This is a genomic window from Arthrobacter sp. Leaf69 (genome assembly GCF_001422645.1).
Classification (GTDB): Bacteria; Actinomycetota; Actinomycetes; order Actinomycetales; family Micrococcaceae; genus Arthrobacter.
Genome location: NZ_LMLR01000016.1, coordinates 81,043 through 102,565, shown reverse-complemented (window position 1 = coordinate 102,565; position 21,523 = coordinate 81,043). Strand labels below are relative to the sequence as shown.

Below are 21,523 nucleotides of genomic sequence, written 5' to 3'. Positions count from 1 at the left end.
CCGCTTTTTGCGCGGCCGGTCTTTTTGCGGCCGGTGTCAGGCGGCGGTGTTGAGGTTTGCGGGGTGGAAGTAGTTGTTGCGTCGGGGTTTTTGGCGTGGGTCGATGTGCGGGGGCGGGATGAACCAGGGGATGCCGGTGCGGATTTGGATGGTCCATTGCTCTTTGTGGATCACGTGGTGGTGGTGTGAACAGAGCAGTACGCCGTTCTCGGTTCCGGTGTAGACCCCGCAGCGGCCTTCCGCGGAAGCCTCGTGCTGGTGATGTGGTGGGCTTCGCACCAGGGGGCGGGGATGGTGCAGCCGGGGAAGGCGCAGCCCTGGTCGCGGGCGGTGAGGGCTTTGCGGATGTGGGGCGGAAAAACCCGTGAGGCGCGTCCGATGTCCAGGATCCGGCCTTCGCCGCCGAGCAGGACCGGGATGATGTCCGCGTCGCAGGCGATCTTCCGGACCGTGGCGGCGGTGACAGGGCCGGTGAACAGCATCGTGCCGGTGTGCGCCATCGCTGCGCCTGGTTGGAAGGGCGTGCCGCTGGTGTGGTCAGGGCTGGTTCCCGGCAGGTCGGCGTCGCCGGTGATGTGTTCGAGGCGGGCGAGAAGGTCGCGGTAGTCGATGGTGACCATGACCTGCGGTCGGAGCCCTCCGGCGGCGGGAAGGGCGCCGGTGGCGAGGGCGACTTTGCAGGCGCCGACGAGGCCGTCCAGGCGTTTCTGCGGCTGCGAGCGGAGGTCCAGGCACGGGGCACCGGGAACATTTTCCGGCGTGCCGGCGGCACCGGAGGGACCCTCACAGGCTGCCGCGCCTCCCTCGTCTCCAGGTGCCGCACCTGTCCCGGTGGGGGTGGTGCGGGGGTTGGTGGCGGTGTTCATGACGGTGAGGAGGTGTTCGCATTGTTCGGCGGTCGCGAAGATTTCCAGGTGCTGGAGTCCGTGGCGGGGTTTGCGGATGAAGGCGCCCTGGAGTTGGCGGAGGAGTTCTTCGGTGGGTTCGGCGCCGTCCTGGTCCAGGGCGTCGGTCCAGTTCCGGGCTGCNGGGGTTTGCGGATGAAGGCGCCCTGGAGTTGGCGGAGGAGTTCTTCGGTGGGTTCGGCGCCGTCCTGGTCCAGGGCGTCGGTCCAGTTCCGGGCTGCGCGGGCGAGGAGGTCGGGGTCGTTCTCGGCTGCGGAGCGGGTCAGGGCGTGTTCCATCCCGGCGGCGGCTTCGGGGTTGCAGGTGTGCCGGACCCGGTCCAGGGCCAGGGTGATGATGGTCGCGGTCCGGGACGAGACCTCGCCGGCGGCGACGGCGGCACCGAGTTCCTCCCGTACCGGGGGCAGGGGGTCTCCGGAGAAGCCCTGCCGCGGCAGGAGATCCCCGGCGAGGGCGAGCCGGCGGCGGGCCTCGGTGGCGCTGATCCGCAGCCGCGCCCGCAGGAACTCCGTGGTGTTCCGGTACCCGTCGTCCACGGCCACCCGGGAAGCTACGGCACCCGCGGCAACTTCCGATCCGGATGCCGCCGAGGCATCTCCGCCACCCGCGGCACCCGCGGCAACTTCCGACCCGGATGCCGCCCACGCGCCCACAGCGGCTGACGCGTTGTCAGGCCTTGGGGTGCCGTAGGCGGAGTCGTCTCGCCAACCGGTGGTCCATGCCGTGTTCGCGTTCGGGGCGGTGGTGGCCTGTTTCCTGGTCCGGTCCACCGCACCGGCAGCCACCAGCTGCAGGTAGTCCAGGGCCCGCGAGAGCTCCTCCACCGTGCCGGCAAAATCCGCGGCCTCCCGGAAGTCCCATAAGGCAGCGTCCCCGGCAGCCGTCGACGCCACCTCCCGGACCAGCGCCAGGGCCGTGTCCACGCCCTGAACACCGGCCACACCGGACGGCCCTACCGGAGCGATGCCCCGGCCTGAGTCCTCAACGGCGATGAAATCCCTTACGGCTTCCATGGAACCCACACTAGTGGCGAGCTACGACAAAATAACGCCGGCCAGCATCGGGCCCAGACTTGGGCCAAAATCATCCAGCCGGCGCCCGTCCCGGTCCGCCGGCATCGGATGCCGCCGGCGCCCGTCCCGGTCCGCCGGCATCGGATGCCGCCGGCGCCCGTCCCGGTCCGCCAGAGCCCGGCCCGGTCCGCCGGCGCCGTCCCGGTCCGCCGGCGCCCGATCCAGCGCCCGCGGCCGGCCAAACTGGGTGCGGACCCCCGGCGAGAAAAGCACGGATTCTGGCGGACCCGCGACGCTGATGCCGGCCGCGGCAACCAGCTGGTCCTCACAGCGAGTCAGCTGCGCCCGGTACAGCGGCCACGGGCTGTGGGTGTTGGGGACGTACAGGGTCCGGCCCCGGAAGCGCGTGTGCAGACCGAACCGGGCGGTGAGATGGATGGAGAGCGGGTCGGTTGCTTCGGCGTCGGGCTCCGGCGCAACCGCAGCCGCAAAGTCGCTCCGCGCGCCGCCGCGAAGCCGCCGTACCCAGTACCCGGCAGAGGAGCGCATGGGAGCATTCAAAGCACCCGCACCCCGAAAGCCCGCCCGGGACCAAACATAGGGAATCCCGGCCGCCCGGGCAGCCAGCACCACGGCCAGGCGCGTCGCGTCCAAGCTGAGGAACACCACACCCCGGGTGCCATCCGGCTCCCGGGAGTAGAGGCGCACGTTGATCTCGGTGAAACTCCCGAAGTACGGAATCCCGGGTCCCCTGCCCAGGCCGGCGCCCTGCATGCGGAAGCCGATCAGCCCCACCCACGAGGATCCGTCGAAGCTGTCCGGCACCACGCCGGGAGGCATGAACGAGGCCGCCACCGCATCAGGGATCCGCCAGTGCAGAAACACCGCATCCGTCCAGTGCTGAGCCATGATGACCGGGGCCGGAAGCTCGGGGGCGTCGGGCCAGGGATCAGGACCCATCAGAGGGTCCGCCGGCCCGCCGGCAAAGCCGCGGAGGCGCCGCCGTCGGGCTCCTTTTGCCAGGGCCAGCGGCCGGTGATTTCGAGTTCGAGGGAGAAGCTCAGGAACGTCCGGATCAGCACGATGATGGCGAGCACGCCCACGCTTTCGTAGGTGGGTGCGACGGCCACGGTTCGGATGATGTCGGCCGCCACGAGCAGTTCCAGCCCGAGCAGGATGGAGCGGCCCAGGAGTTGCCGGTAGGAACGGTAGACGGAGAGCGGTTCGGCCCCTTCCGGCGGCTTCCTCGGCTGGAATCCGCGGAGCGCGAGGGGGAGGGACACAACTGCGCCGATCACCATAACGGCCACGCCGGCCACATCCATATACCGGCCTGCGGCTTCAATAATTTCCGGAAGTTCCATAGTTCCCCTCATTCGAAGCTGGGCGGTGACGGGAGCGCGGCAGCCTTAGGGGTACCGTACGCCCACTCCGGCGAGAATGTCCCGGTAGCCCTCCCGGAACGTCGGGTAGGTGAATTCGAATCCGGTGCTCCGCAGCAGTGCGTTGCTGCAGCGTTTGTTGCCGCCGCGGGACGGCTCGCCGCCCTGCCCGCCGCCTTCCGACGCGCCCGACGGCGGCTGGGGGAGTCCCAGCTCGGCGGCCAGGAAACGGAGCACCTCGCCCATCTCGGCCGGCTCGTTGTCCACGCCCAGATAGACCGGGGCCGGGACGCCGGCCATGGTGCAGAGGTGGACGATCGCGGCGGCGGCGTCGTCTCGGTGGATGCGGTTGGTGAAGCGCGGCTCTGCCGGAATGGTTGCGGAGGCGCCGCGCACCTGGTCGATCAGCCGGGTCCGGCCCGGGCCGTAGATGCCACCGAGCCGCAGTACCACCGGTGTGATCCCGGTGCCGTTCAAGCGGCTGACGAGCAGATCCTCCGCCTCGCTGATGATGCGGCCGGAGAACCCGCCGGGCTCCGGCGTCGTGGTTTCATCGATCCAGTCCCCGCCGGCGTCACCGTAGACGGCGGTGGAGGAGACAAAGAGCACCCGCCGGACAGGCGCGCCCGAGCCCACGACGGCGTCGAGCACGTTGGACAGCCCGTCCACGTAGGCGGCACGGTAAGCATCTTCGGAGGGGGAGTCTGCCGCAATCGCGACGACGACGGCGGTAGTGTCCGCCGGGATGGGCGGCAGTTCGCCGGAGCTCAGGTCAGCCGCCGCGCCTTCGATGGCGGCCGGCAGTTTCTCCGGAGAGCGCCGCCAGCCCACCACCCGGTGGCCCGCCGCGGCGAAACGCAGCCCGGCCTCGGTGCCCAGATCGCCGCAGCCGGCCATAAGTACAGTCATAGTGGCAAGTCTGGCATTATCCGCGGCCCGACGTTGGACCTTGCCCGACGTCGCAGCCGGGGGCGTCCCCGGCGCCGGGTTAACGCGCCGGGATCGGGAAGAAGACCCGCGGATCCTGCAGGAGTGCAGGGTAGTCAAAGGCCGAGCGGGACAGGACCTCGTCCACCTTGAAGTTGCGCGCGAAGCGGCCCTCCACGGTGATCGGACGGCCCAGGACCTTGCCGACAGCAAAGGACGCGCCGCCGTCGAACGGAATGGCGACGGTCGAGTTGCCGGGAAGCGTGTTGAACGCTTCTTCCTGCTGCTGGCGCTTGCGGGTGGGCTTCTTGACGAGCTGCTTCGGCGGGAGTTTGCGCACCTTGGGGCGGCGGGAACCGGAATCGGCGTAGACGAACTGGTAGTCCTCGTCGCCGGTAGCGGCGGCGGCCTTCGCGCGGCCCACGAGGGGCAGGCTGACGGTGTCCAGCTTTTCCGGCTCGGTGTCACCGAGCGGGAGGCGCAGGACCCACATGCGGTCGCCGGAAGGATCCTCCGGTACCAGTTCGTGCTTGGGCTCGGGCCAGACGTACTCCAGGTCAGGGTCCGTGTCCGGGAACAGCGGCGTGTAGAACCGGGGGTCCTTGGCGATCAGCCGGGAGCGGTGGCTGAGGTGCAGTTCCGGGGCCCCAAGCCACGGCGGCATCGGGATCTTGGCGGCATAGTCGGGGTGGGCCGCCTGGGGGGCGAATTCCATGATCTTCTCGCGCGTGGTGTCCTCGCCGCCGCGGGCCGTCCACTCGTCCACCATGGTCAGGCCGTAGAGGGTCAGTGCGGGAACGTACCCCATCCACATCCGGATGGCCGGGTGCGACTGCCAGCCGTACTCCGGGATCACCAGCGCACGCAGGGTCTGCAGCGCTTCAACGCGCTGCTTGCCGAGCCGTTCGCGGTCCAAAGCCGCGGCGCTCTGCTGGAAATCGGGGAAGGGGAGAAAAGTCTGCATCTCTCCAGTTTGAGGCCACGGAGCCAATGCACCAATTGCGGGAGGTTGCGGGTGAGCGTGTTCACATTTCGGAATGGGACAGACAGCCCCCGCATCCGGCGCGTAAACTAGCACAAAACATCCCTGCGCCGCGGAGGGCACGCCAATGTCGACGAATGTAGTACTTGCACCTGCGGCGCCGCAGGTGCCCGCACCACTGCCCAAATACGGACAGATGCTGAGCCCTGAAGCTCATGGAATTCTGGTCCTGGAAGAGTTCACGATCGATCCCGCGGCGGCCCGCAATGAGCAGCACGGCTTCCGGACGGCGCTGGCCTCTGTTGCGCTGACCATGCGGCGGCTGCTGGCGCTCCGGCTGTTCATCGCGGTCGTGGCCATCGCCAACCTTCCCCTGTTCCTGCTCTCCAGCGGCTGGGAGGTCTACGCTGTCTCGTTGACCGTCGTGGTGGCGGTCCACGCTGCGGTGTCGTGGCTGAACCGGCACGAGCCGAAGATCAAGCAGCAACGGATGCTGGAACTGCACGTCCATCGCGAGAAGAGCGACAATTACCGCAAGGTCCGCGACGCCGTGAAGTACGTCATCGATGCCCCGGCCCGCATGAACGAGAGCCTCTATCTCGAACTGCTGGCCGCCAAGCGGGTGGCCCTGCACCTCGCCATGGGCACGGTGGCCCTGCTGGATACGAGCGACGACACCGCCTGGAAGGTGCGGATCGTCCGCGAAATCCCGCTGGCCGCCTAGGTTCACGCTTACGTTCACACAAGAACCACAGCACGACGCCGGAGGGTCCCCTGAGGGGGACGCTCCGGCGTCGTGGTTTAAGCGCCTTGCGGGCGGCTCGAGCGGAACAGGCTAGGCCGGCAGCTGCAGCACCTGGCCCGGGAACACCACATCAGGATCGCTGATGGTGGCGGCGTTGGCGTCGGCCAGCAGTTGCCAGCCTCCGGCGATGTCGAGCTTGTCGGCGATCTTGCTCAAGGTGTCGCCGCTCTGGATGGTGTAGCTCTCCCCGCTCAAGGGAACAGCCGCCACGTGTCGCGCTGCCGGGGCAGCGGGGGCGGCGACCACGGGCGCCGCGGTCCGGACAGGTGCCTGGACGGGCGCCTGGGCCGGGGCCGGAATAGAAGCAGGCGCCCGCGGCGCGCTTTGCGGAGCAACTGCGCCGCCGGTGAGGCCCAGCTTGGCGGCGCAGGCAGGCCACGCTCCCCAGCCTTGGCCGGCCCGCACCTTTTCGGCAACAGCGATCTGCTGCTCACGGCTGGCACTCGCCGCTGACCCCGTTCCGCCATAGGCGGCCCAGGTGCCCGGGCTGAACTGCAGCCCGCCCGAGTAACCGTTTCCTGTGCTGATGCCCCAGTTGCCGCCGCTTTCGCATTGGGCCAGTGAGTCCCAGGTGGAGGCGGGGGCTGCGGCGCTGGGGACAGCCGCGTTGGCAGCTGACGCGGAAAGTGCGACGCCGGCGATCGAGACGGCCGCGAGAGTGGCGCCGCGGCGCGCGGCAGTGATGTAGGTTGATTTTTTCATGGGAGTGATGCTCCTGAGGGCCACCGGTGCTCGGTCCGTCCCCGGACGTTGGCGCACTACTGCCCGCCCCTGACAATAGAGGTCAGTACGGTGTCTACCGGTCGGGCAGTATCTGGTGGTGGCAGCACCGGGCATTCATGCCCGGTGTTCGGGCATGTCCACAAGGCTAAGTCAGGCCGACGCCGTTATCAAGACGTTATTTTCCGCAATGTGGCCGGTAAAATGGGTCGGCAGTCTCCCGGCGCGCCTGCCCGTCGAGTCAGCCGCCGCGTCAGCCGCCGAGTACCGCGGCGAGGTACGGGGCCGTCCGGCTCTTCGTGGAACGCGCGACGGCGGCCGGCGTTCCCACCGCGATGATCTTGCCGCCGGCGTCGCCCCCGGCCGGGCCAAGGTCGATTACCCAGTCCGCTGCGGCCACCACGTCCATCTCGTGTTCCACCACGATCACCGTGTTGCCGGCGTCCACCAGCCGGTGCAGCTGCGCCATGAGAAGTTCGACGTCGGCCGGGTGCAGTCCTGTGGTGGGCTCGTCCAGCAGGTAGAGCGAATGCCCGCGCTGGGCGCGCTGCAGTTCCGTGGCGAGCTTGATGCGCTGGGCTTCGCCGCCGGAGAGTTCCGTGGCAGGCTGGCCGAGCCGGAGGTAGCCCAGGCCCACCTCGCGGAGGGTCTGCAGGCTGCGTGCGGCGGCGGGGACCGCGTCCAGAAACTCGGCGGCGGCGTTGACCGTCATGCCGAGGACCTCCGCCACGTTCTTTCCGCGGTAGGTGACCTCAAGCGTTTCCGGGTTGTAGCGCGAGCCGTGGCATTCGGGGCAGGGGCCGTAGCTGCCGGGCAGGAACAGCAGTTCGACGGCGACGAAGCCCTCGCCCTGGCAGGTCTCGCAGCGGCCGCCCGCCACGTTGAAGGAGAACCGGCCGGCACCGAAACCGCGGGACCGTGCCTCGTCTGTGGCCGCGAACTCCTTGCGGACGGCGTCGAACAGTCCGGTGTACGTGGCCAGGTTGGAGCGTGGAGTGCGGCCGATCGGCTTCTGGTCCACCTTGACCAGCCGGTCCAGCTGGTCCAGGCCGGAGACCGGGCCCACGCTGAGCGGCGCGGCGCCCGCGGCTTCGGCGTCGTCCAAGTCATCCGTGGCTTGCGCCGCGGCATCGGCGTCCGGATGCAGCCGGGCGCCCACCACCTCGGCGAGGACTTGGCTGACCAGGGTCGACTTGCCGGAACCGGAGACACCGGTGACCGCGGTCAGCACGCCAAGCGGGAAGTCGGCGTCGAGGTCGCGCAGGTTGTGCCTGCTGATGTCGCGCAACTCCAGCCAGCCGGCAGCCTCCCGGCGTGTGGTGCTGCGGCGGCCGGCTGCGGAGGCACCGCCGCCGCCAGAGCCTCGACGGTGAGCGCCGCCGGCCGCGCCGCGACGGTGAGCTCCGCCGTCGTCGTCCGTTGTAGCCGAGCCGTCCGGGAACAGGAACGGCCGCGTGACGGACTCATCCACCCCGGCGAGCCCGGCGACCGGGCCGCTGTAGAGGACCTCGCCGCCGCCTTCACCGGCACGCGGACCGACGTCCACCAGCCAGTCGGCGCGGCGGACGATGTCCATGTTGTGCTCCACCACAAACACGGAGTTGCCGGAGGACTTGAGCTGGTCCAGGACCGCGAGGAGGGGCTCGGCGTCGGCCGGGTGCAGGCCGGCGGAGGGCTCGTCCAGCACATAGATCACCCCGAACAGGCCGGAGCGGAGCTGGGTGGCGATCCGCAGCCGCTGCATTTCGCCGGGGGAGAGGGTGGGCGTGGACCGGCCCAGGGCGAGGTAGCCCAGGCCGAGGTCCAGCAGCACGGTGACGCGCTGCAGCAGATCGCGGGTGATGGCCACGGCCACTTCGTTGCCCTCGCCGGAGGTCTGTTTGCGGGAGGCGGTGCCGGCGGCCGTCAGTTCGGTGGTTGGGCGGATGATCCCGGCCAGTTCGCTCATCGGCAGGGCGTTGAGCTCGGCGATGGTGCGGCCTGCGAACGTCACGGCCAGCGCGGCCGGGGTCAGGCCGCTGCCGCCGCAGACCGGGCAGGGGCCGGTTTCCATAAAGCGCAGCACCCGGTCGCGCATGGTGGTGCTCTTGGAATCCGCGAGGGTGTGCAGTACGTAGCTCTTGGCGCTCCAGAAGCGGCCCTTGTATGGCTTGGCCACCCGGTCGCGCTGGGGCGTCACCTCCACGACGGGCTGTTCCTCGGTGAAGAGGATCCAGTCGCGGTCCTTTTTGGGCAGCTTGCGCCAGGGGGTGTCGACGTCGTGGCCCAGGTGCGTGAGGATGTCGCGCAGGTTCTTGCCCTGCCACGCGCCGGGCCAAGCGGCGATCGCGCCGTCGCGGATGCTCAGCGAGGTGTCCGGCACCAGCGAGGACTCGGTGACGGTGTGCGCGATCCCCAGGCCGTGGCACTCCGGGCAGGCCCCGGCCGCGGTGTTGGGCGAGAAAGCGTCCGAGTCGAGCTGGCTGGCGCCGTCGGGGTAGCTGCCGGCGCGGGAGAAGAGCATGCGCAGTGAGTTCGAGAGCGTGGTGACGGTGCCCACCGTCGAGCGGGAGCTGGGTGTGCCGCGGCGCTGTTGGAGTGCGACGGCGGGCGGCAGCCCCGTGATCATCTCCACCTTGGGGTTGTGGCCCTGCTGGATCAGCCGCCGGGCGTAGGGCGCCACGGATTCGAAGTAGCGGCGCTGGGCCTCGGCGTAGATGGTGCCGAAGGCCAGCGAGGATTTGCCGGAGCCGGAGACCCCGGTGAACGCGACGATCGCGTCGCGGGGCACGTCCACGTCCACGTTCCGCAGGTTGTTCTCCCGGGCGCCGCGCACCCGGACAAAGCCGTCGGTGGGGTGACTGGCATCCAGCCCTGGTATGGCCGGGCCGGACAGATCGGAAGCATGCTGATCACTGTGCATCCCATCGACTCTATCCGTGTCTGCCACCTGCGGGCATATCCTTACCGAATGGAAACTAACGACGGCGTCGCTGCCCCCGAGGGCGTTGCCCCGGACAGCGCAGCACCCGCCACCCCTGTGGTGCCCGAATTCGCCGAGGTTCCCGAGGAGGTGCACGGTCCGCTGCCGGTCGCGGAACTCCACCTCCACATCGAGGGCACCCTTGAGCCCGAGCTGATCTTCGCCCTCGCGGAACGCAACGGAATTCAGCTGCCCTACGCGGACCTGGCCGAGCTGCGTTCCCGCTATGAGTTCACCGACTTGCAGTCGTTCCTGGACCTGTACTACGCCAACATGGCCGTGCTGCAGACCGAGCAGGACTTCGCGGACATGACGCGGGCGTACCTGTCCCGGGCTGCGCTCGCCGGGGTGCGGCACGCCGAGATCATGCTGGACCCGCAGGCTCATCTGTCCCGCGGCGTCGCTCTCGAGACGTGTGTGAACGGCGTGGCCTCGGTGCTGGCCGGGTCGGAGCAGGAGTTCGGCATCTCCACCCTGCTGATCGCCGCGTTCCTGCGGGACCTGTCCGAGGACTCCGCGCTGGAGGTGCTGGAACAGTTGCTGGCCATGGACGCGCCGATCGCGGGCATCGGCCTCGACTCGGCCGAGGTGGGCAACCCGCCGGCCAAGTTCCAGCGGCTGTTCGCCCGGGCCAAGGACGCCGGGCTGCGCCGGATCGCGCACGCCGGGGAGGAGGGCCCGCCGTCGTACATCATCGACGCGCTGGATCTCCTGGAGGTGGAGCGGATCGATCATGGCATCCGCTGCATGGAGGATCCCGAGCTGGTGGAGCGCCTGGTGCAGGAGCTCATGCCGCTGACTGTGTGCCCGTTGTCCAACGTCCGGCTCCGGGCCGTGGACAGCCTGAAGGAACACCCGCTGCCGGCCATGCTCGCCGCCGGGCTGAACGTGAGCGTGAACTCGGACGACCCCGCGTATTTCGGCGGGTACGTGGACGATAACTTCGCGCAGCTCAAATCCGTGATCGGTCTGTCCGAGTTCGACTGTGTACGGATGGCGGCGAACTCGATCCGCTCATCCTTCGCGAGCGACGAGCGCAAGGCAGAGCTGCTGGCCGAACTGGCGGCGTCCGGGCACTGACCCCACCCGAGTTGCCCTGGATTCCCCGGTTGCCCTAGCACTTCTGGTTGCTAACACCCGCGGTTGGGCACCAAAACTGATAGGGCAATCGGGGTGGGCGCTACGGGATCCTGCGTTGCAGGTTCCGCCACGGTCGGCTTAGACGTCGATCGAGTCCATGTGCGGGTACCGCGCTCCGGCTGCCGCCCCGGCTGGAGCGAGTTCGTCCAGACGGTTGAGGTCCTCGGCGGAGAGTTCGACGTCGGCAGCGCCCAGGTTCTCCCGCAGGCGGTCGCGCTTCTTAGTGCCCGGGATGGGAACGATGTGCTCGCCCTGGGCCAGCAGCCACGCCAGTGCCAGTTGCGCCGGGGTGCAGCCCAACGCACCCGCCAACTCCTTGACCCGATCCACGAGTTGGAGGTTCCGGTCAAAGTTCGCGCCCTGGAATCGCGGGGAGTGCCGGCGGAAATCGTCTGCCGCAAAGTCGTCCGGGCTGCGGAACTGGCCGGTCAGGAAACCCCGGCCCAGCGGGCTGTAGGGGACAAACCCGATGCCCAGCTCGGCCAGCACCGGGAAGACCTTGGTCTCGGGCTCGCGTTCCCACAGCGAGTATTCGGTCTGCAAGGCGGTGATGGGGTGCACCGCATGGGCCCGGCGCACGGTGTCGGCGCTGGCCTCGGACAGGCCGAGGTGCCGGACCTTGCCGGCCTGTACCAGCTCAGCCATGGCCCCCACGGTGTCCTCGATCGGGACGGTCTTGTCCACCCGGTGCTGGTAGTAGAGGTCGATGTGATCCACGCCCAGCCGCTGCAGGCTTGCGTCGCAAGCGGCGCGCACGTAGTCGGGGGAGCCGTTGATGCCTACCCAAGACCCGTCGGCCCGGCGTTCGTTGCCGAATTTGGTGGCCAGTACGACGTCGTCCCGGCGGCCAGCGATGGCCCGGCCGACAAGCTCTTCGTTCGTGAACGGGCCATACATGTCAGCAGTGTCGAGCAGGCTTCCGCCGGCGTCGAGAAAGGCCTGGATCGTGGCGACGGATTCGTTTTCCTCACCGTGGCCATAGAACTCGCTCATGCCCATGCAGCCCAAGCCCAAGGCGGAGACGGTGAGCGAACCTAGCGTGCGGTTTTCCATAGGTATCTCCTCGATCAGAAGTGGGAGCGGCTTCCAGCACATGTGCGTGCCGCGGTGCGGCAAGCAGTTGGCCGATGGCCACTCTAGGCCTATCAGTCCGGGTGCACAACCGGCCCGCGGGACCCGGCCAACTCCGGGGCAAGCTGCGGCCCATCGCGCGGCCGCGGGCTCTCCCGGCGTGGCGGGACCTCCCTGGGTGGCAGCGCGTCGGCTGACGGCGCGGGGCCTGAGAAGAGGCCGATCAGGCCGTCGATTTCCCGGTTCGCGGTGGCGGGGTGACGGAAGTGACGGTGGGGTTCAATGGCGTAGCGGGTCCGCCGTCCTGCCCGGACGCGGTGAAGGTATCCTCCGTCTTCGAGATCCTTGAGGATCTGGAGGGTTGAGCGTGGGGTGATGCCAACCCTCGCAGCGATGTCGGTAATGCGGGCTTGAGGGTCGGCGGCCACCGAAAGCAGGACGTGCCCGTGGTTCGTGAGGAAGGTCCACGCGGGACGGCGGGGTACCGGTGGCGAGGCAGGCTCCGGATCCTTTTCCGGTACCGGGGAGTCTGGCATGGTTGTTCCTTACTGTCGTTTCGACGACGCCGACGGCGACGCTTTCGTGGCGGAGCGCCGGCGCCACAGTGGCTCCAGAGCGGCGATTTCCTCGGCTGAGGCGGTTCCGAACGGGGAGTGCGCCGGCGCCGTGGGAGCCCTGCGGGCCTGTCCGCGGGTTGCCCAGAGGCTTGCGCCGATGGACACTCCAAGGATCGTGGCGATGACGGCCAGGGACAGCGGGGTGGGGATGTAGTAGATGTCGACCTTGAGGAGCATCTTGAGCCCCACCCAGATCAGGACGAGGGCGAGTCCGATCTTGAGGTAGATGAAGCGGTGGATCAGGTCAGCGAGCAGGAAGTACATGGCCCGCAGACCCAGGATGGCAAAAGCGTTGGCCGTGAAGACCAGGAACACTTCGTCGGTGACTGCGAAGATCGCGGGGATGGAGTCCACGGCAAAGATGATGTCAGTGACCTCGACGAGGACCAGGACGGCCAGCAGCGGGGTGGCCAAAACGGCGCCGTTCCTGCGGATCAGGAAACGCTGGCCGTGGAAGTCGTCCGTCATGGGCACGCGCCGGCGGAAGAGTTTCAGTATCCGGGACTTTTCCGGGTCCAGGTGGTCATTGCGGTGGCGGATCATCCGGTAGCCCGTCAGGAGAAGGAAAGCGGCAAAGAGGTACAGCACCCACCCGGCACTGGCGATGATCGCGGAACCCGCCGCGATGAAGATGCCACGGAAGATCAGGGCACCCACCACCCCGAAGAACAGCACCCGGTGCTGGTATTCGCGGGGGACTGCGAAGTACGTGAAGATGATCGCCCAGATGAACACGTTGTCCACTGCCAGGGATTTCTCGATCAGGTATCCGGCGAAGTATTGCTGGCCGAATTCTGCCCCGTAGATGTGCCACACCAGGGCGCCGAAGCCCAATCCGAAAGCGACCCACACGCCGGACCACAATGCCGCTTCGCGGACACCGATGGCGTGCGCCTTTCGGTGGGCGAACAAGTCCACGGCCAGCATCAGGACAATGACAGCTAGAACGGCCAACCAGGCCCAGAAAGGAACACTCATGAGGGGACACCGCTTCCAGTCAGTTCAACCAACTGGAGGTCTTTCCCGGTCCCAGGGGGACCTGTCCCGCCGGGCCGCTCAGGGTCGGCCGTACTGACGACGGTACATTCAGGGGATACTCCCCTCCGTGGAAAATAGTGAAGCACACTTCACCTATCGAGACAAGGGCGGTCAGCCTGCACCGCGCGACGGCGCCCGGCTGGCCCGGTTCACCCTCGGCGGAGGATGCAGCGGGCCCCGCCGCCCGGCAGAGTTCCGTTATGACCGAGACCCCAGAGCGGCGGAAGGGCTGGCTGCGTCAGGTGATGCCCGGACTCGACGTCGCCGCGACCTACCGGAAGAGCTGGTTCGGCAAGGACATCGTCGCCGGCATTGTCCTGGCGACCTTGTTGGTGCCCCAGGGCATGGCCTACGCGGAGCTGGCAGGACTGCCCCCGATCACCGGGCTGTACACCACCGTCCTGTGCCTGCTCGCCTATGCGGTTTTCGGCCCGTCCCGCATCCTGGTGCTGGGACCGGACTCGTCCCTCGGACCGATGATCGCGGCCACGGTCCTGCCGCTCGTAGCCTCCGACGGCGACCCGCAGAAAGCGGTGGTCCTCGCGTCGATGCTCGCCATGATGGTCGGTGTCATCATGGTCCTCGCGTCCGTCGCGAAACTCGGTTTCATCGCGGACCTCATCTCCAAGCCCACGATGATCGGCTACATGAACGGCCTCGCGATCACCATCCTGGTCGGCCAACTCCCCAAGCTTTTCGGCTTCTCGGTGAGCGGGGAAGGGTTCATCGGGGACCTCGTCGGCTTCTTCCAGGGCGTGGCCGGGGGCGAGGCGGTGGTTGCCGCGGCCGCCGTCGGTATCTCCGGGATTGTGCTGATCCTGGCGCTGCAACGGTGGCTGCCAAAGGTCCCGTCGGTGCTGGTCATGGTGGTGCTCGCGATCGGGGCGACGTCGCTCTTCGGACTCGCGGACCGGGGCGTCTCGCTCGTGGGAGAGCTGCCGCAGGGCTTCCCGCCGTTCACCATCCCGTATCTGGAATTCTCGGACTTCGCCCTGATGTTCGCCGGTGCGCTCGGAATCGCGCTGGTGTCCTTGACGGACACGATCTCGACGGCGTCGGCGTTCGCCGCGCGCTCCGGCGAGGAGATCCGGGGCAATCAGGAAATGATCGGCATCGGCGCGGCGAACCTGGCGGCGGGCCTGTTCCAGGGCTTCCCGGTGAGCACCAGCGGTTCCCGGACCGCGGTCGCGGAACGCGCCAACTCGAAGACCCAGCTCACGGGCGTGACGGGTGCCGTGCTGATCCTGCTCATGCTGGTGCTGCTGCCGGGGCTGTTCCGGAACCTGCCCCAGCCGGCGCTGGCGGCCATTGTGATCACCGCATCAATATCCCTCGCCGACATCCCGGGCACGGTGCGGCTCTGGCGCCAGCGCAAGACGGAGTTCAATCTTTCGATCGCGGCCTTCCTCGGGGTGACGCTCTTGGGGGTCCTGCCCGGCATCGGCATTGCCGTGGGGCTGTCCATCCTCAACATCTTCCGCCGGGCCTGGTGGCCCTACGAGACGGTGATCGGGCGGGTGCCCGGCGTCGAAGGGTTCCATGACGTGCACTTTCACCCGGACGCGAAGCACCTGCCCGGCCTGGTGATCTACCGGTTCGACGCGCCGCTGTTCTTCGCCAACGTCCGGCCGTTCCGCGAAAACATCCGGCGGCTGGCCCGGACCGAACCCAAACCGCGGTGGATCGTCATCGCGGCCGAACCCATCACGGACGTGGACACCACGGCCTCGGACGTGCTGCTCGAGCTGGACGTCGAGCTGAACGCCCAAGGCACCTCCCTGGTGTTCGCGGAACTCAAGCACGGCGTCCGGGCAAAGATCGAACGCTACGAACTGACCAGCCAAATCGACCCGCGCCACTTCTACCGCACCGTCGACGCCGCCGTGGCCGCCTACATGGCCGAGACCGGCGCCGAATGGAGCGCCGGGGACTGACGGCCACACCAACGCCATTGCAACGCGCGTCCTATTTTGCGGTGCCGGCCCGCGCGAACATACGCCGCAGCAGGGTGGCCGTGAGCCACGTGACAACGCTGCACACCGCGACGCCCCATGCGATATCGGTCAGGGCCACGACGGTGGGGAAGTCCTTCAGGACGGCGAGCGCGGTCAGAGCCCAGGTGGCGTAGGTAAAGAAGCCGAACAGGGCGGCACCCGTCACGCGCTCCCGCATGGTGGCGTCCGGGTGGCTGGGCCGGATGCCGTAGTGCACGATCCCCACGACATACACGAGGTAAAAGGCCACGGCGCCCGCGAGGTTGACGCTGGGTGCCAGCAGGTCACCGATCTGGCTTTCGTACTGGTTGTTCGCCACGGTGCCGATCCAGACGACGTCGACGGCGGCAAAGATCACGGCAGCGACGGCGTAGGAAAGCAGCCATCTCTTGACCTGGACGTTCATGCTTGGCTCCTCGGGTCGGCGTAAAGGGTATCGACGATATGGCGGGTGCGTTCGGTGAAGGCGCCGCGTTTGAGCTTCATCGTGGGGGTCACGATGCCGTTGGCCTCGCTGAGATCAGTGAGCAGCAGCACAAAACGGCGCACCTGCTCGGACCGCGCGATCTTGGCGTTGGCGGCGCTGACGGCCTTGCCGATCGCCGTGAGAAGCCGCGCGTCGTCGATCTGGACGGCGCCGCCGTCGTCCGGGATGCGCAGGCCGGCCAGATCGGCGATGCCCTCGCGCTCTGCCCAGGCCTCGACGGATTCGGGGTCCAGCAGCACCAGCCCGCCCAGGAAGGGTTTGCCTTCTCCCACCATGACGGCATGCGCTACGAGGGGGTCGCCCTCAACGTAACCTTCCCAGATGGCGGGGGACACGGTCTTGCCGCCGGCCGTGACGATGACGTCCTTGATCCGGCCCTTGAGGGTGAGCCGTCCCTGCTCGTCGAGCTCGCCGAGGTCGCCGGTGCGGAAGAACCCGTCGACGAACGCGTCAGCGTTGTCGGCCGGTCTGCGGTAGCCGGCAAAGACCCCAACGCCGCGGGCGAGCACCTCGCCCCGCTCCGAGAGGCGCAGGGTTGTTCCCGGCATCGGGACGCCCACCGACCCGGCCCGGATCGACCCGGGCATGTTCCCGGTCAGCGGGGCGGTGGTTTCGGTGAGGCCGTAGCCCTCGATGACCGGCAGGCCCAGACCGCGGAAGAAGAGGGAGAGCTCGGCGTCGAGCGCGGCCGCGCCGGACAGCAGGTAGTCGAGACGGCCGCCCATCAGCGTCCGGAGCCGGGCGTAGAAGAGGCGGTCGAACAGGGCGTGCCTCACCCGCAGGCCCGGCGCCGCTTTGGCCGCCGGATCGGCGTCGCGGGTTTCGGCGAACCGGCCCCACGCAACGGCGGTGCTCTGCGCGGACGCCCAGACCGGGCCGAGGCGCTTCTTCGCCGCGGCGGCTGCGGCGGACGCCTGGATCTTCTGCAGCACGCGGGGGACCACCACGAGGAAGGTGGGCTTGAGCGCGCCGAGGGCGGGCACGACGTCCCGGGGGTCGGACAGGTGGGCGATGCGCATGCCGTTGGCCAGGCAGATCAGCTGCAGTCCGCGGGCCAGCACATGGGCCATCGGCAGGAAGATGATGGTGTTGCCGTCCTCGCGGACCACGCCGGTGTAGGCGGCGGCCACGTTGAGCACCTGGCCCACGAAGTTGCCGTGGGTGATGAGGGCGCCTTTGGGCGCGGCGGTGGTGCCGGAGGTGTAGACGATGGTTGCCACCGCGTCGAGGTCGGCGAGCATGCGCCGCTCCTCGACGTCGTTGTCGGAGACCCCGGCGCCGCGGAGCACGAGGTCGGCCAGGTCCGCTCCCGGACCGGCGTCCATGGTCCAGATCCCCAGGGCGCGGATCCCGGCCTGCTCGAAGCCGTGCTCCAGCAAGTGGGCATGCTCAGCGGTGCCGGCGATTGCGAGGCGCACCTCGGCGTCGGCGAGGATGGCAGTCACCTGGGGTGCGGCCGACGTCTCATAGATCGGGACGACGACGGTGCCGGCGAACCACGCGGCCATGTCCGCCAGCGCCCACTCGTACCGGGTGGGGGACATAATGGCGAGTGCTTCGCCGGGCTGGAGGCCGGCAGCGATGAAGCCCTTGGCCAGGGCCCTGACCTCGTCGACGAACTGCCCCGTGGTCACCTGCCGCCAGGGATCCGTGATCGCGGCATTCCCGGCCCGGACCTCGAAGGCGATGTGTTCCGGAGAGGTCCGGTACCGGCGCATGAGCAGCCCGGTCGCGTTTCTGTAGCCGGACGCGTCAGCCAGTTGCGGGGTGGAAAATTCTTTCATCGGGGGTTCTTCTCCGAAAGTGTGTGCAGGTGGTCCCGCATGAGGTGCTGGGCGACGTCGAGGAAGTCCGCGACGACGGTCTGGTGTGCCGCGGGCAGGGACTGGAGGTGCTCATTGGTTGCGGTCATCAGGGGCCGCATCAGGTTCATAATTTCGTGGCTGGCTTCCTGGGTGACGTTCACCTGGACCTGGCGGCGGTCCTCGGTGTTCCGGTGGCGTGCCATGTAGCCGCGGGCCTCCATCCGGCTCACGATCGCGGTGGCGGTGGCCGGCGTGGCTCCCAGATCCTCGGCGAGCTTGCCGACAGTGACCGGACCCGACTGTGCGAGGGTCGCCAGGGCGCGGTAATCGGTGAGGTTAAGCCCGAGTTCCCTGGCAACTTCATGCTCGGTCTCGTTGGCGAGGGTGAACAGGCCCTGCAGGGCCAGCGCGGCCGGGTGGTAGGACGACGCGGTCATGGTTCCTCCTTCGGTTCCGAGTTCCTATAATATTCAATCTTGTTAGATTATCTATTATTCAATCCTATTTGATCATCTACTAGGATTGCTACAAACTGCCGATGCCCGGCGGTCGTCCTGGGTCGTGCCAGCCTCGGCCGGCTCCGTGTGTGAAAGGACTTCCTGATGAAGGAATCAGACCGTAAGGCGCTCATCGCCCTCCCCGTGGTGGTGCTGCTCGGAGCGCTCGTCGCCGTCGCCGGCAGCCAGGGCGGGGCCACCCTGGCCGGGATCCCCGTCTTTGCGATGGCTGTTGGTGCCGCGTTCCTGATTCAGTGGCTGGCGTTTGTCCCGTCGTTCATGGCCCAGACCGAGAAGTTCTATGACCTGACCGGCACCCTGACCTACACCGCCATCACACTGCTGCTGGTTTTGCTCACCCCGGGAATCGACGCCCGGGCGCTGCTGCTGGCAGCCATGGTGCTTGCCTGGACGCTGAGGCTTGGCACGTTCCTGTTCCGGCGCATCAGCAAGGCCGGGAAGGACGACCGCTTTGACGAGATCAAGCCCTCCTTCATCCGGTTCCTCAACGTGTGGACCATCCAGGGACTGTGGGTGGTCTTCACCGCAGCCGCGGCGTGGGTGGCGATTACTTCAGCCACAAGGGTGGCACTGGACTGGATCGCGCTGGTCGGCTTCCTGCTGTGGACCGTCGGCTTTGGTATCGAAGTTGTGGCCGACCAGCAGAAGGCCCGTTTCAACTCCGACCCCGCTAACAAGGGCAAATTCATCTCGACCGGCCTGTGGTCCAAATCCCGCCACCCGAACTACTTCGGCGAGATCCTGCTCTGGATCGGTGTGGCAATCGTCGCCCTCCCTGCGCTGGAGGGGTGGCAGCGGGTGGCCCTGATCTCACCGGTGTTTGTCACCTTGCTGTTGACCAAGGTCAGCGGCGTGCCGCTCCTCGAGAAAAAGTCCGACAGCAAGTGGGGCGGCCAAGAGGACTATGAGGCCTACAAGAAGAACACGCCCGTTCTGGTCCCTAAGTTCTAGCAGCAACACTGGCGCCCGGGGCCGGGTAATCCGCGACCATCAAGAAACTACTCACCAGTACCCCCGTCTGAGGCCCCTCGTGCCCGCCGGAATGGGGTGTAATAGTGGGTCACGACACACAGAGTTAACAGTTTCTACTCGCGGAAACGCCTCCAACCTTGGCAAAATGCAGGTGGATCAATTGCTTCTAGAGGAGACCCATGGGCGCGAACACTGCCGAAAACACCACCCTTCGACTGAAGGCCGTACTGGACGTTCTGGCCGAGGGGGTGTGGACGGACCAGAAGCTGAACGCCGGAGCGGTGCTGGGCGAGGCCATCTCACGCGTTCCGCTCAATGAGTTTGAACGCGAGCTGCTGAGCGGCGGAATCCCGCGCGGCCACAAGACGCTGACCACCGCCACGGCGAAGCTGGTCAAGGCCGGCTGGCTGGTCAAGGGCCGTTCCGGCTGGACCATCACCGAGGACGGCCAGCGCGCCACCGTGGCGTTCGCTGACCCTGCCGCTTTCGCTGCAGCGCTCGACGCCGGAACTCCCGTTCCCGCCGACACACCGCTGCCGTCGGCGCCCGCCGTAAAGCCGGCCGCGAAGACCGCCAAGGTCGCCCCGAAGGCCGCTAAGGTTGCCGAAAAGGTCGCCGACAAGGCTGCCAAGCTGGTCGAAGAGGCGGTTGCTCCGGTCGCCAAGGTGGTCCGCAAGCGCAAGGCCGCCGACAAGGCCCCCGCCGCTGAAGCCTCAGTCGCCGCAACGCCGGCGGCCACTGACGCGCCGGCCGTCAGCGTCGAGACCGTCGAGCAGCCGGAAGCCGTTGCCGTGGCCGGCGACTTCAACATCCTGCTGGGCGCACCGGCCAACTGGGCCCCGCAGTACGACGAATCCCAGATGGAACTGGACCTCGTGGACCAGCTCTGGAAGCTCGCGGCGGATCTCCCGGCCGGCACCTACAGCTTCAAGATCGCGCTTAACCGCTCCTGGGACGAGAACTTCGGTGCCTTCGGTGCGTTCGACGGCGCCAACCACGAGGTGCACCACTCCGGCGGCCAGCTGGTCATCCACTACGACCACCGGACCCGCGACATCGTCCTGGCGTAGCCGCCGACCCCAACCCTCCCGAGCTCGCTCCGGCGACGCCCGTTCGCCCTGTCGACGCGCAAAAGACCCCTCGACACCCAAATTCGGGTGTCGAGGGGTCTTGTGCGTAGCGCGGGCGGCTTAGGGAGTCGTGGAGCGTCTGCGCCTGCGCATAGCGCGTGGCTCCTTGAGCCCGGGCGACTTCGTCAGCGGCCAGAGCCTGCACGCCAGCGAGGGAGCGGCCTAGCATTGGTTTATGGAAACCGTCGAGGTTGATGGGCTGCGGATTGCCTATGAGCGGGTTGGCCAAGGACCCGCGCTGGTCCTGTTCCACGGGGCCGGGGAGGACAGCCGGATCTGGCGTCTCCAACTGGAGGGGCTCTCGAACGACTTCACGGTGATCGCCTGGGACGCTCCGGGGTGCGGCCGGTCAGGCGATCCCGTATCCGAGATGTCCGCCGGAGACCTCGGCGCCATCGCCGCAGGGTTCCTGCGCGAGGCAGTGCCGGCGAAGCCGCACCTTCAAGGCCTGTCGTGGGGATCCATGGTGGCACTGGAGCTGTACCGCGGGTATCCCGGGATTCCGGCGTCCCTGGTGCTAGCCTCCGCATACGCCGGCTGGGCAGGTTCCCTGCCTCCCGAGGAGGTGGAACGGCGGTACGCCCAGGTGCTGGCCGAGATCGATCAGCCTCCGGAGAAGTTCGTCGCTGAGTGGCTGCCGACGCTGTTCACAGACAAAGCCGATCCCGCCGTGGTTGATGAAGTCGCCAGGATCATGGCAGACGTCCGCCCTGCCGGACTGCGGCTCCTGCTCTCCGCCAGCGGCCGGTCCGACTACCGCCCGGTGCTGCCCACCATCACTATTCCCACGCTCCTGCTGTACGGCGCGGACGACCAGCGATCCCCGCTGGGCGTCGCCCGCGAGCTGCACCGCCAGATTCCGGGGTCACGACTATCCGTGATTCCCGACGTCGGGCACGTGGCTCAGATGGAAGCGCCCGACGCCTTCAACACCGAAGTACGCAACTTCCTACACGGCATTGCGGCCTGAACCCGCCAGCCGGCCGAACCGGCCAGCCAACTGAGCCGGGACAGCCGTCTGAAGCACGCCCGCCGGTCGGAACGGCCACGGCCCC

20 protein-coding genes and 1 pseudogene are annotated in these 21,523 nt (G+C 68.0%); 6 read left to right on the top strand and 15 right to left on the bottom strand.

The window, feature by feature from the left end; translation table 11 throughout:
• Window positions 1-36: 36 nt before the first annotated feature.
• From ASE96_RS19770 to ASE96_RS17695, 7 genes and pseudogenes are all read right to left on the bottom strand, one after another.
• Complete coding sequence (locus tag ASE96_RS19770; protein WP_326952862.1) at window positions 37-174, bottom strand: hypothetical protein; 138 nt, start codon at window positions 172-174, stop codon at window positions 37-39.
• Window positions 171-1,004, bottom strand: a complete 834-nt coding sequence (locus ASE96_RS19655) for an HNH endonuclease signature motif containing protein (RefSeq protein ID WP_326952927.1) — start codon at window positions 1,002-1,004, stop codon at window positions 171-173. The genes ASE96_RS19770 and ASE96_RS19655 overlap by 4 nt, the downstream gene beginning before the upstream one ends.
• A 25-nt stretch (window positions 1,005-1,029) precedes the next feature.
• The coding region (locus ASE96_RS19650) for a DUF222 domain-containing protein (protein WP_326952860.1) at window positions 1,030-1,918 on the bottom strand (889 nt) is incomplete at its 3' end.
• Window positions 1,919-2,140: 222 nt separating this feature from the next.
• A pseudogene (locus ASE96_RS17710) lies at window positions 2,141-2,878 on the bottom strand (YqjF family protein); the annotation flags it as partial.
• The gene (locus ASE96_RS17705; protein ID WP_056433529.1) at window positions 2,878-3,282 is read right to left on the bottom strand and encodes a DUF1622 domain-containing protein; all 405 of its coding nucleotides are present in this window, start codon (window positions 3,280-3,282) and stop codon (window positions 2,878-2,880) included. The pseudogene ASE96_RS17710 and the gene ASE96_RS17705, both read right to left, overlap by 1 nt.
• A 45-nt stretch (window positions 3,283-3,327) precedes the next feature.
• On the bottom strand, window positions 3,328-4,209 hold the full coding sequence (locus tag ASE96_RS17700) for an SDR family oxidoreductase (RefSeq protein WP_056433526.1): 882 nt from the start codon (window positions 4,207-4,209) through the stop codon (window positions 3,328-3,330).
• Window positions 4,210-4,288: 79 nt separating this feature from the next.
• A complete protein-coding gene (locus ASE96_RS17695) occupies window positions 4,289-5,191 on the bottom strand; it encodes an MSMEG_6728 family protein (RefSeq protein WP_056433523.1) in 903 nt (300 codons plus the stop codon).
• Window positions 5,192-5,405: 214 nt separating this feature from the next.
• Between ASE96_RS17695 and ASE96_RS17690 the strand changes: the two genes are divergently transcribed.
• Window positions 5,406-5,933, top strand: a complete 528-nt coding sequence (locus ASE96_RS17690; RefSeq protein ID WP_056433520.1) for a hypothetical protein — start codon at window positions 5,406-5,408, stop codon at window positions 5,931-5,933.
• 111 nt (window positions 5,934-6,044) lie between these two features.
• Here the strand turns inward: ASE96_RS17690 and ASE96_RS17685 are convergent, their stop codons facing one another.
• Both ASE96_RS17685 and ASE96_RS17680 read right to left on the bottom strand, forming a co-directional pair.
• A complete protein-coding gene (locus ASE96_RS17685; RefSeq protein WP_056433518.1) occupies window positions 6,045-6,716 on the bottom strand; it encodes a transglycosylase family protein in 672 nt (223 codons plus the stop codon).
• Window positions 6,717-6,987: 271 nt separating this feature from the next.
• Window positions 6,988-9,636, bottom strand: a complete 2,649-nt coding sequence (locus tag ASE96_RS17680) for an excinuclease ABC subunit UvrA (protein ID WP_056433515.1) — start codon at window positions 9,634-9,636, stop codon at window positions 6,988-6,990.
• 48 nt (window positions 9,637-9,684) lie between these two features.
• On the opposite strand from ASE96_RS17680, the gene ASE96_RS17675 reads away from it, so the two are divergent.
• Window positions 9,685-10,776 carry an adenosine deaminase gene (locus ASE96_RS17675; protein ID WP_235500330.1) on the top strand — a complete coding sequence of 364 codons (1,092 nt, stop codon included), beginning with the start codon at window positions 9,685-9,687 and terminating at the stop codon, window positions 10,774-10,776.
• A gap of 138 nt (window positions 10,777-10,914) precedes the next feature.
• Here the strand turns inward: ASE96_RS17675 and ASE96_RS17670 are convergent, their stop codons facing one another.
• The 3 genes from ASE96_RS17670 to ASE96_RS17660 all read right to left on the bottom strand — a co-directional run bounded on the left by ASE96_RS17670 (window position 10,915) and on the right by ASE96_RS17660 (window position 13,502).
• Entirely contained in the window at window positions 10,915-11,889 is a 975-nt protein-coding gene (locus ASE96_RS17670) for an aldo/keto reductase (RefSeq protein WP_056433512.1), read from the bottom strand.
• Window positions 11,890-11,981: 92 nt separating this feature from the next.
• Complete coding sequence (locus ASE96_RS17665; protein WP_156367659.1) at window positions 11,982-12,443, bottom strand: helix-turn-helix transcriptional regulator; 462 nt, start codon at window positions 12,441-12,443, stop codon at window positions 11,982-11,984.
• A 9-nt stretch (window positions 12,444-12,452) separates the two neighbouring features.
• Window positions 12,453-13,502 (bottom strand): TerC family protein, encoded by a 1,050-nt coding sequence (locus tag ASE96_RS17660; RefSeq protein ID WP_056433507.1) that lies wholly within the window; start codon window positions 13,500-13,502, stop codon window positions 12,453-12,455.
• 260 nt (window positions 13,503-13,762) lie between these two features.
• On the opposite strand from ASE96_RS17660, the gene ASE96_RS17655 reads away from it, so the two are divergent.
• On the top strand, window positions 13,763-15,496 hold the full coding sequence (locus ASE96_RS17655) for a SulP family inorganic anion transporter (protein WP_056433504.1): 1,734 nt from the start codon (window positions 13,763-13,765) through the stop codon (window positions 15,494-15,496).
• 31 nt (window positions 15,497-15,527) lie between these two features.
• On the opposite strand, the gene ASE96_RS17650 is transcribed toward ASE96_RS17655, so the two are convergent.
• The 3 genes from ASE96_RS17650 to ASE96_RS17640 are packed head-to-tail and all read right to left on the bottom strand — an operon-like array spanning window position 15,528 to window position 18,285.
• Window positions 15,528-15,962, bottom strand: coding sequence for a DUF2177 family protein (locus tag ASE96_RS17650; RefSeq protein WP_056433502.1), 435 nt, complete (start codon window positions 15,960-15,962; stop codon window positions 15,528-15,530).
• On the bottom strand, window positions 15,959-17,827 hold the full coding sequence (locus ASE96_RS17645) for an AMP-dependent synthetase/ligase (protein WP_056433499.1): 1,869 nt from the start codon (window positions 17,825-17,827) through the stop codon (window positions 15,959-15,961). The genes ASE96_RS17650 and ASE96_RS17645 overlap by 4 nt, the downstream gene beginning before the upstream one ends.
• Complete coding sequence (locus tag ASE96_RS17640; protein WP_056433497.1) at window positions 17,824-18,285, bottom strand: MarR family winged helix-turn-helix transcriptional regulator; 462 nt, start codon at window positions 18,283-18,285, stop codon at window positions 17,824-17,826. Before ASE96_RS17640 ends, ASE96_RS17645 begins: the two co-directional genes overlap by 4 nt.
• A 165-nt stretch (window positions 18,286-18,450) precedes the next feature.
• On the opposite strand from ASE96_RS17640, the gene ASE96_RS17635 reads away from it, so the two are divergent.
• The 3 genes from ASE96_RS17635 (at window position 18,451) to ASE96_RS17625 (ending at window position 21,438) form a co-directional block, all read left to right on the top strand.
• Complete coding sequence (locus ASE96_RS17635; RefSeq protein WP_056433494.1) at window positions 18,451-19,317, top strand: DUF1295 domain-containing protein; 867 nt, start codon at window positions 18,451-18,453, stop codon at window positions 19,315-19,317.
• A 200-nt stretch (window positions 19,318-19,517) separates the two neighbouring features.
• Window positions 19,518-20,408 carry a pullulanase X25 domain-containing protein gene (locus ASE96_RS17630; RefSeq protein ID WP_056433491.1) on the top strand — a complete coding sequence of 297 codons (891 nt, stop codon included), beginning with the start codon at window positions 19,518-19,520 and terminating at the stop codon, window positions 20,406-20,408.
• A 235-nt stretch (window positions 20,409-20,643) separates the two neighbouring features.
• Window positions 20,644-21,438, top strand: coding sequence for an alpha/beta fold hydrolase (locus ASE96_RS17625; protein WP_056433488.1), 795 nt, complete (start codon window positions 20,644-20,646; stop codon window positions 21,436-21,438).
• Window positions 21,439-21,523: the final 85 nt, after the last annotated feature.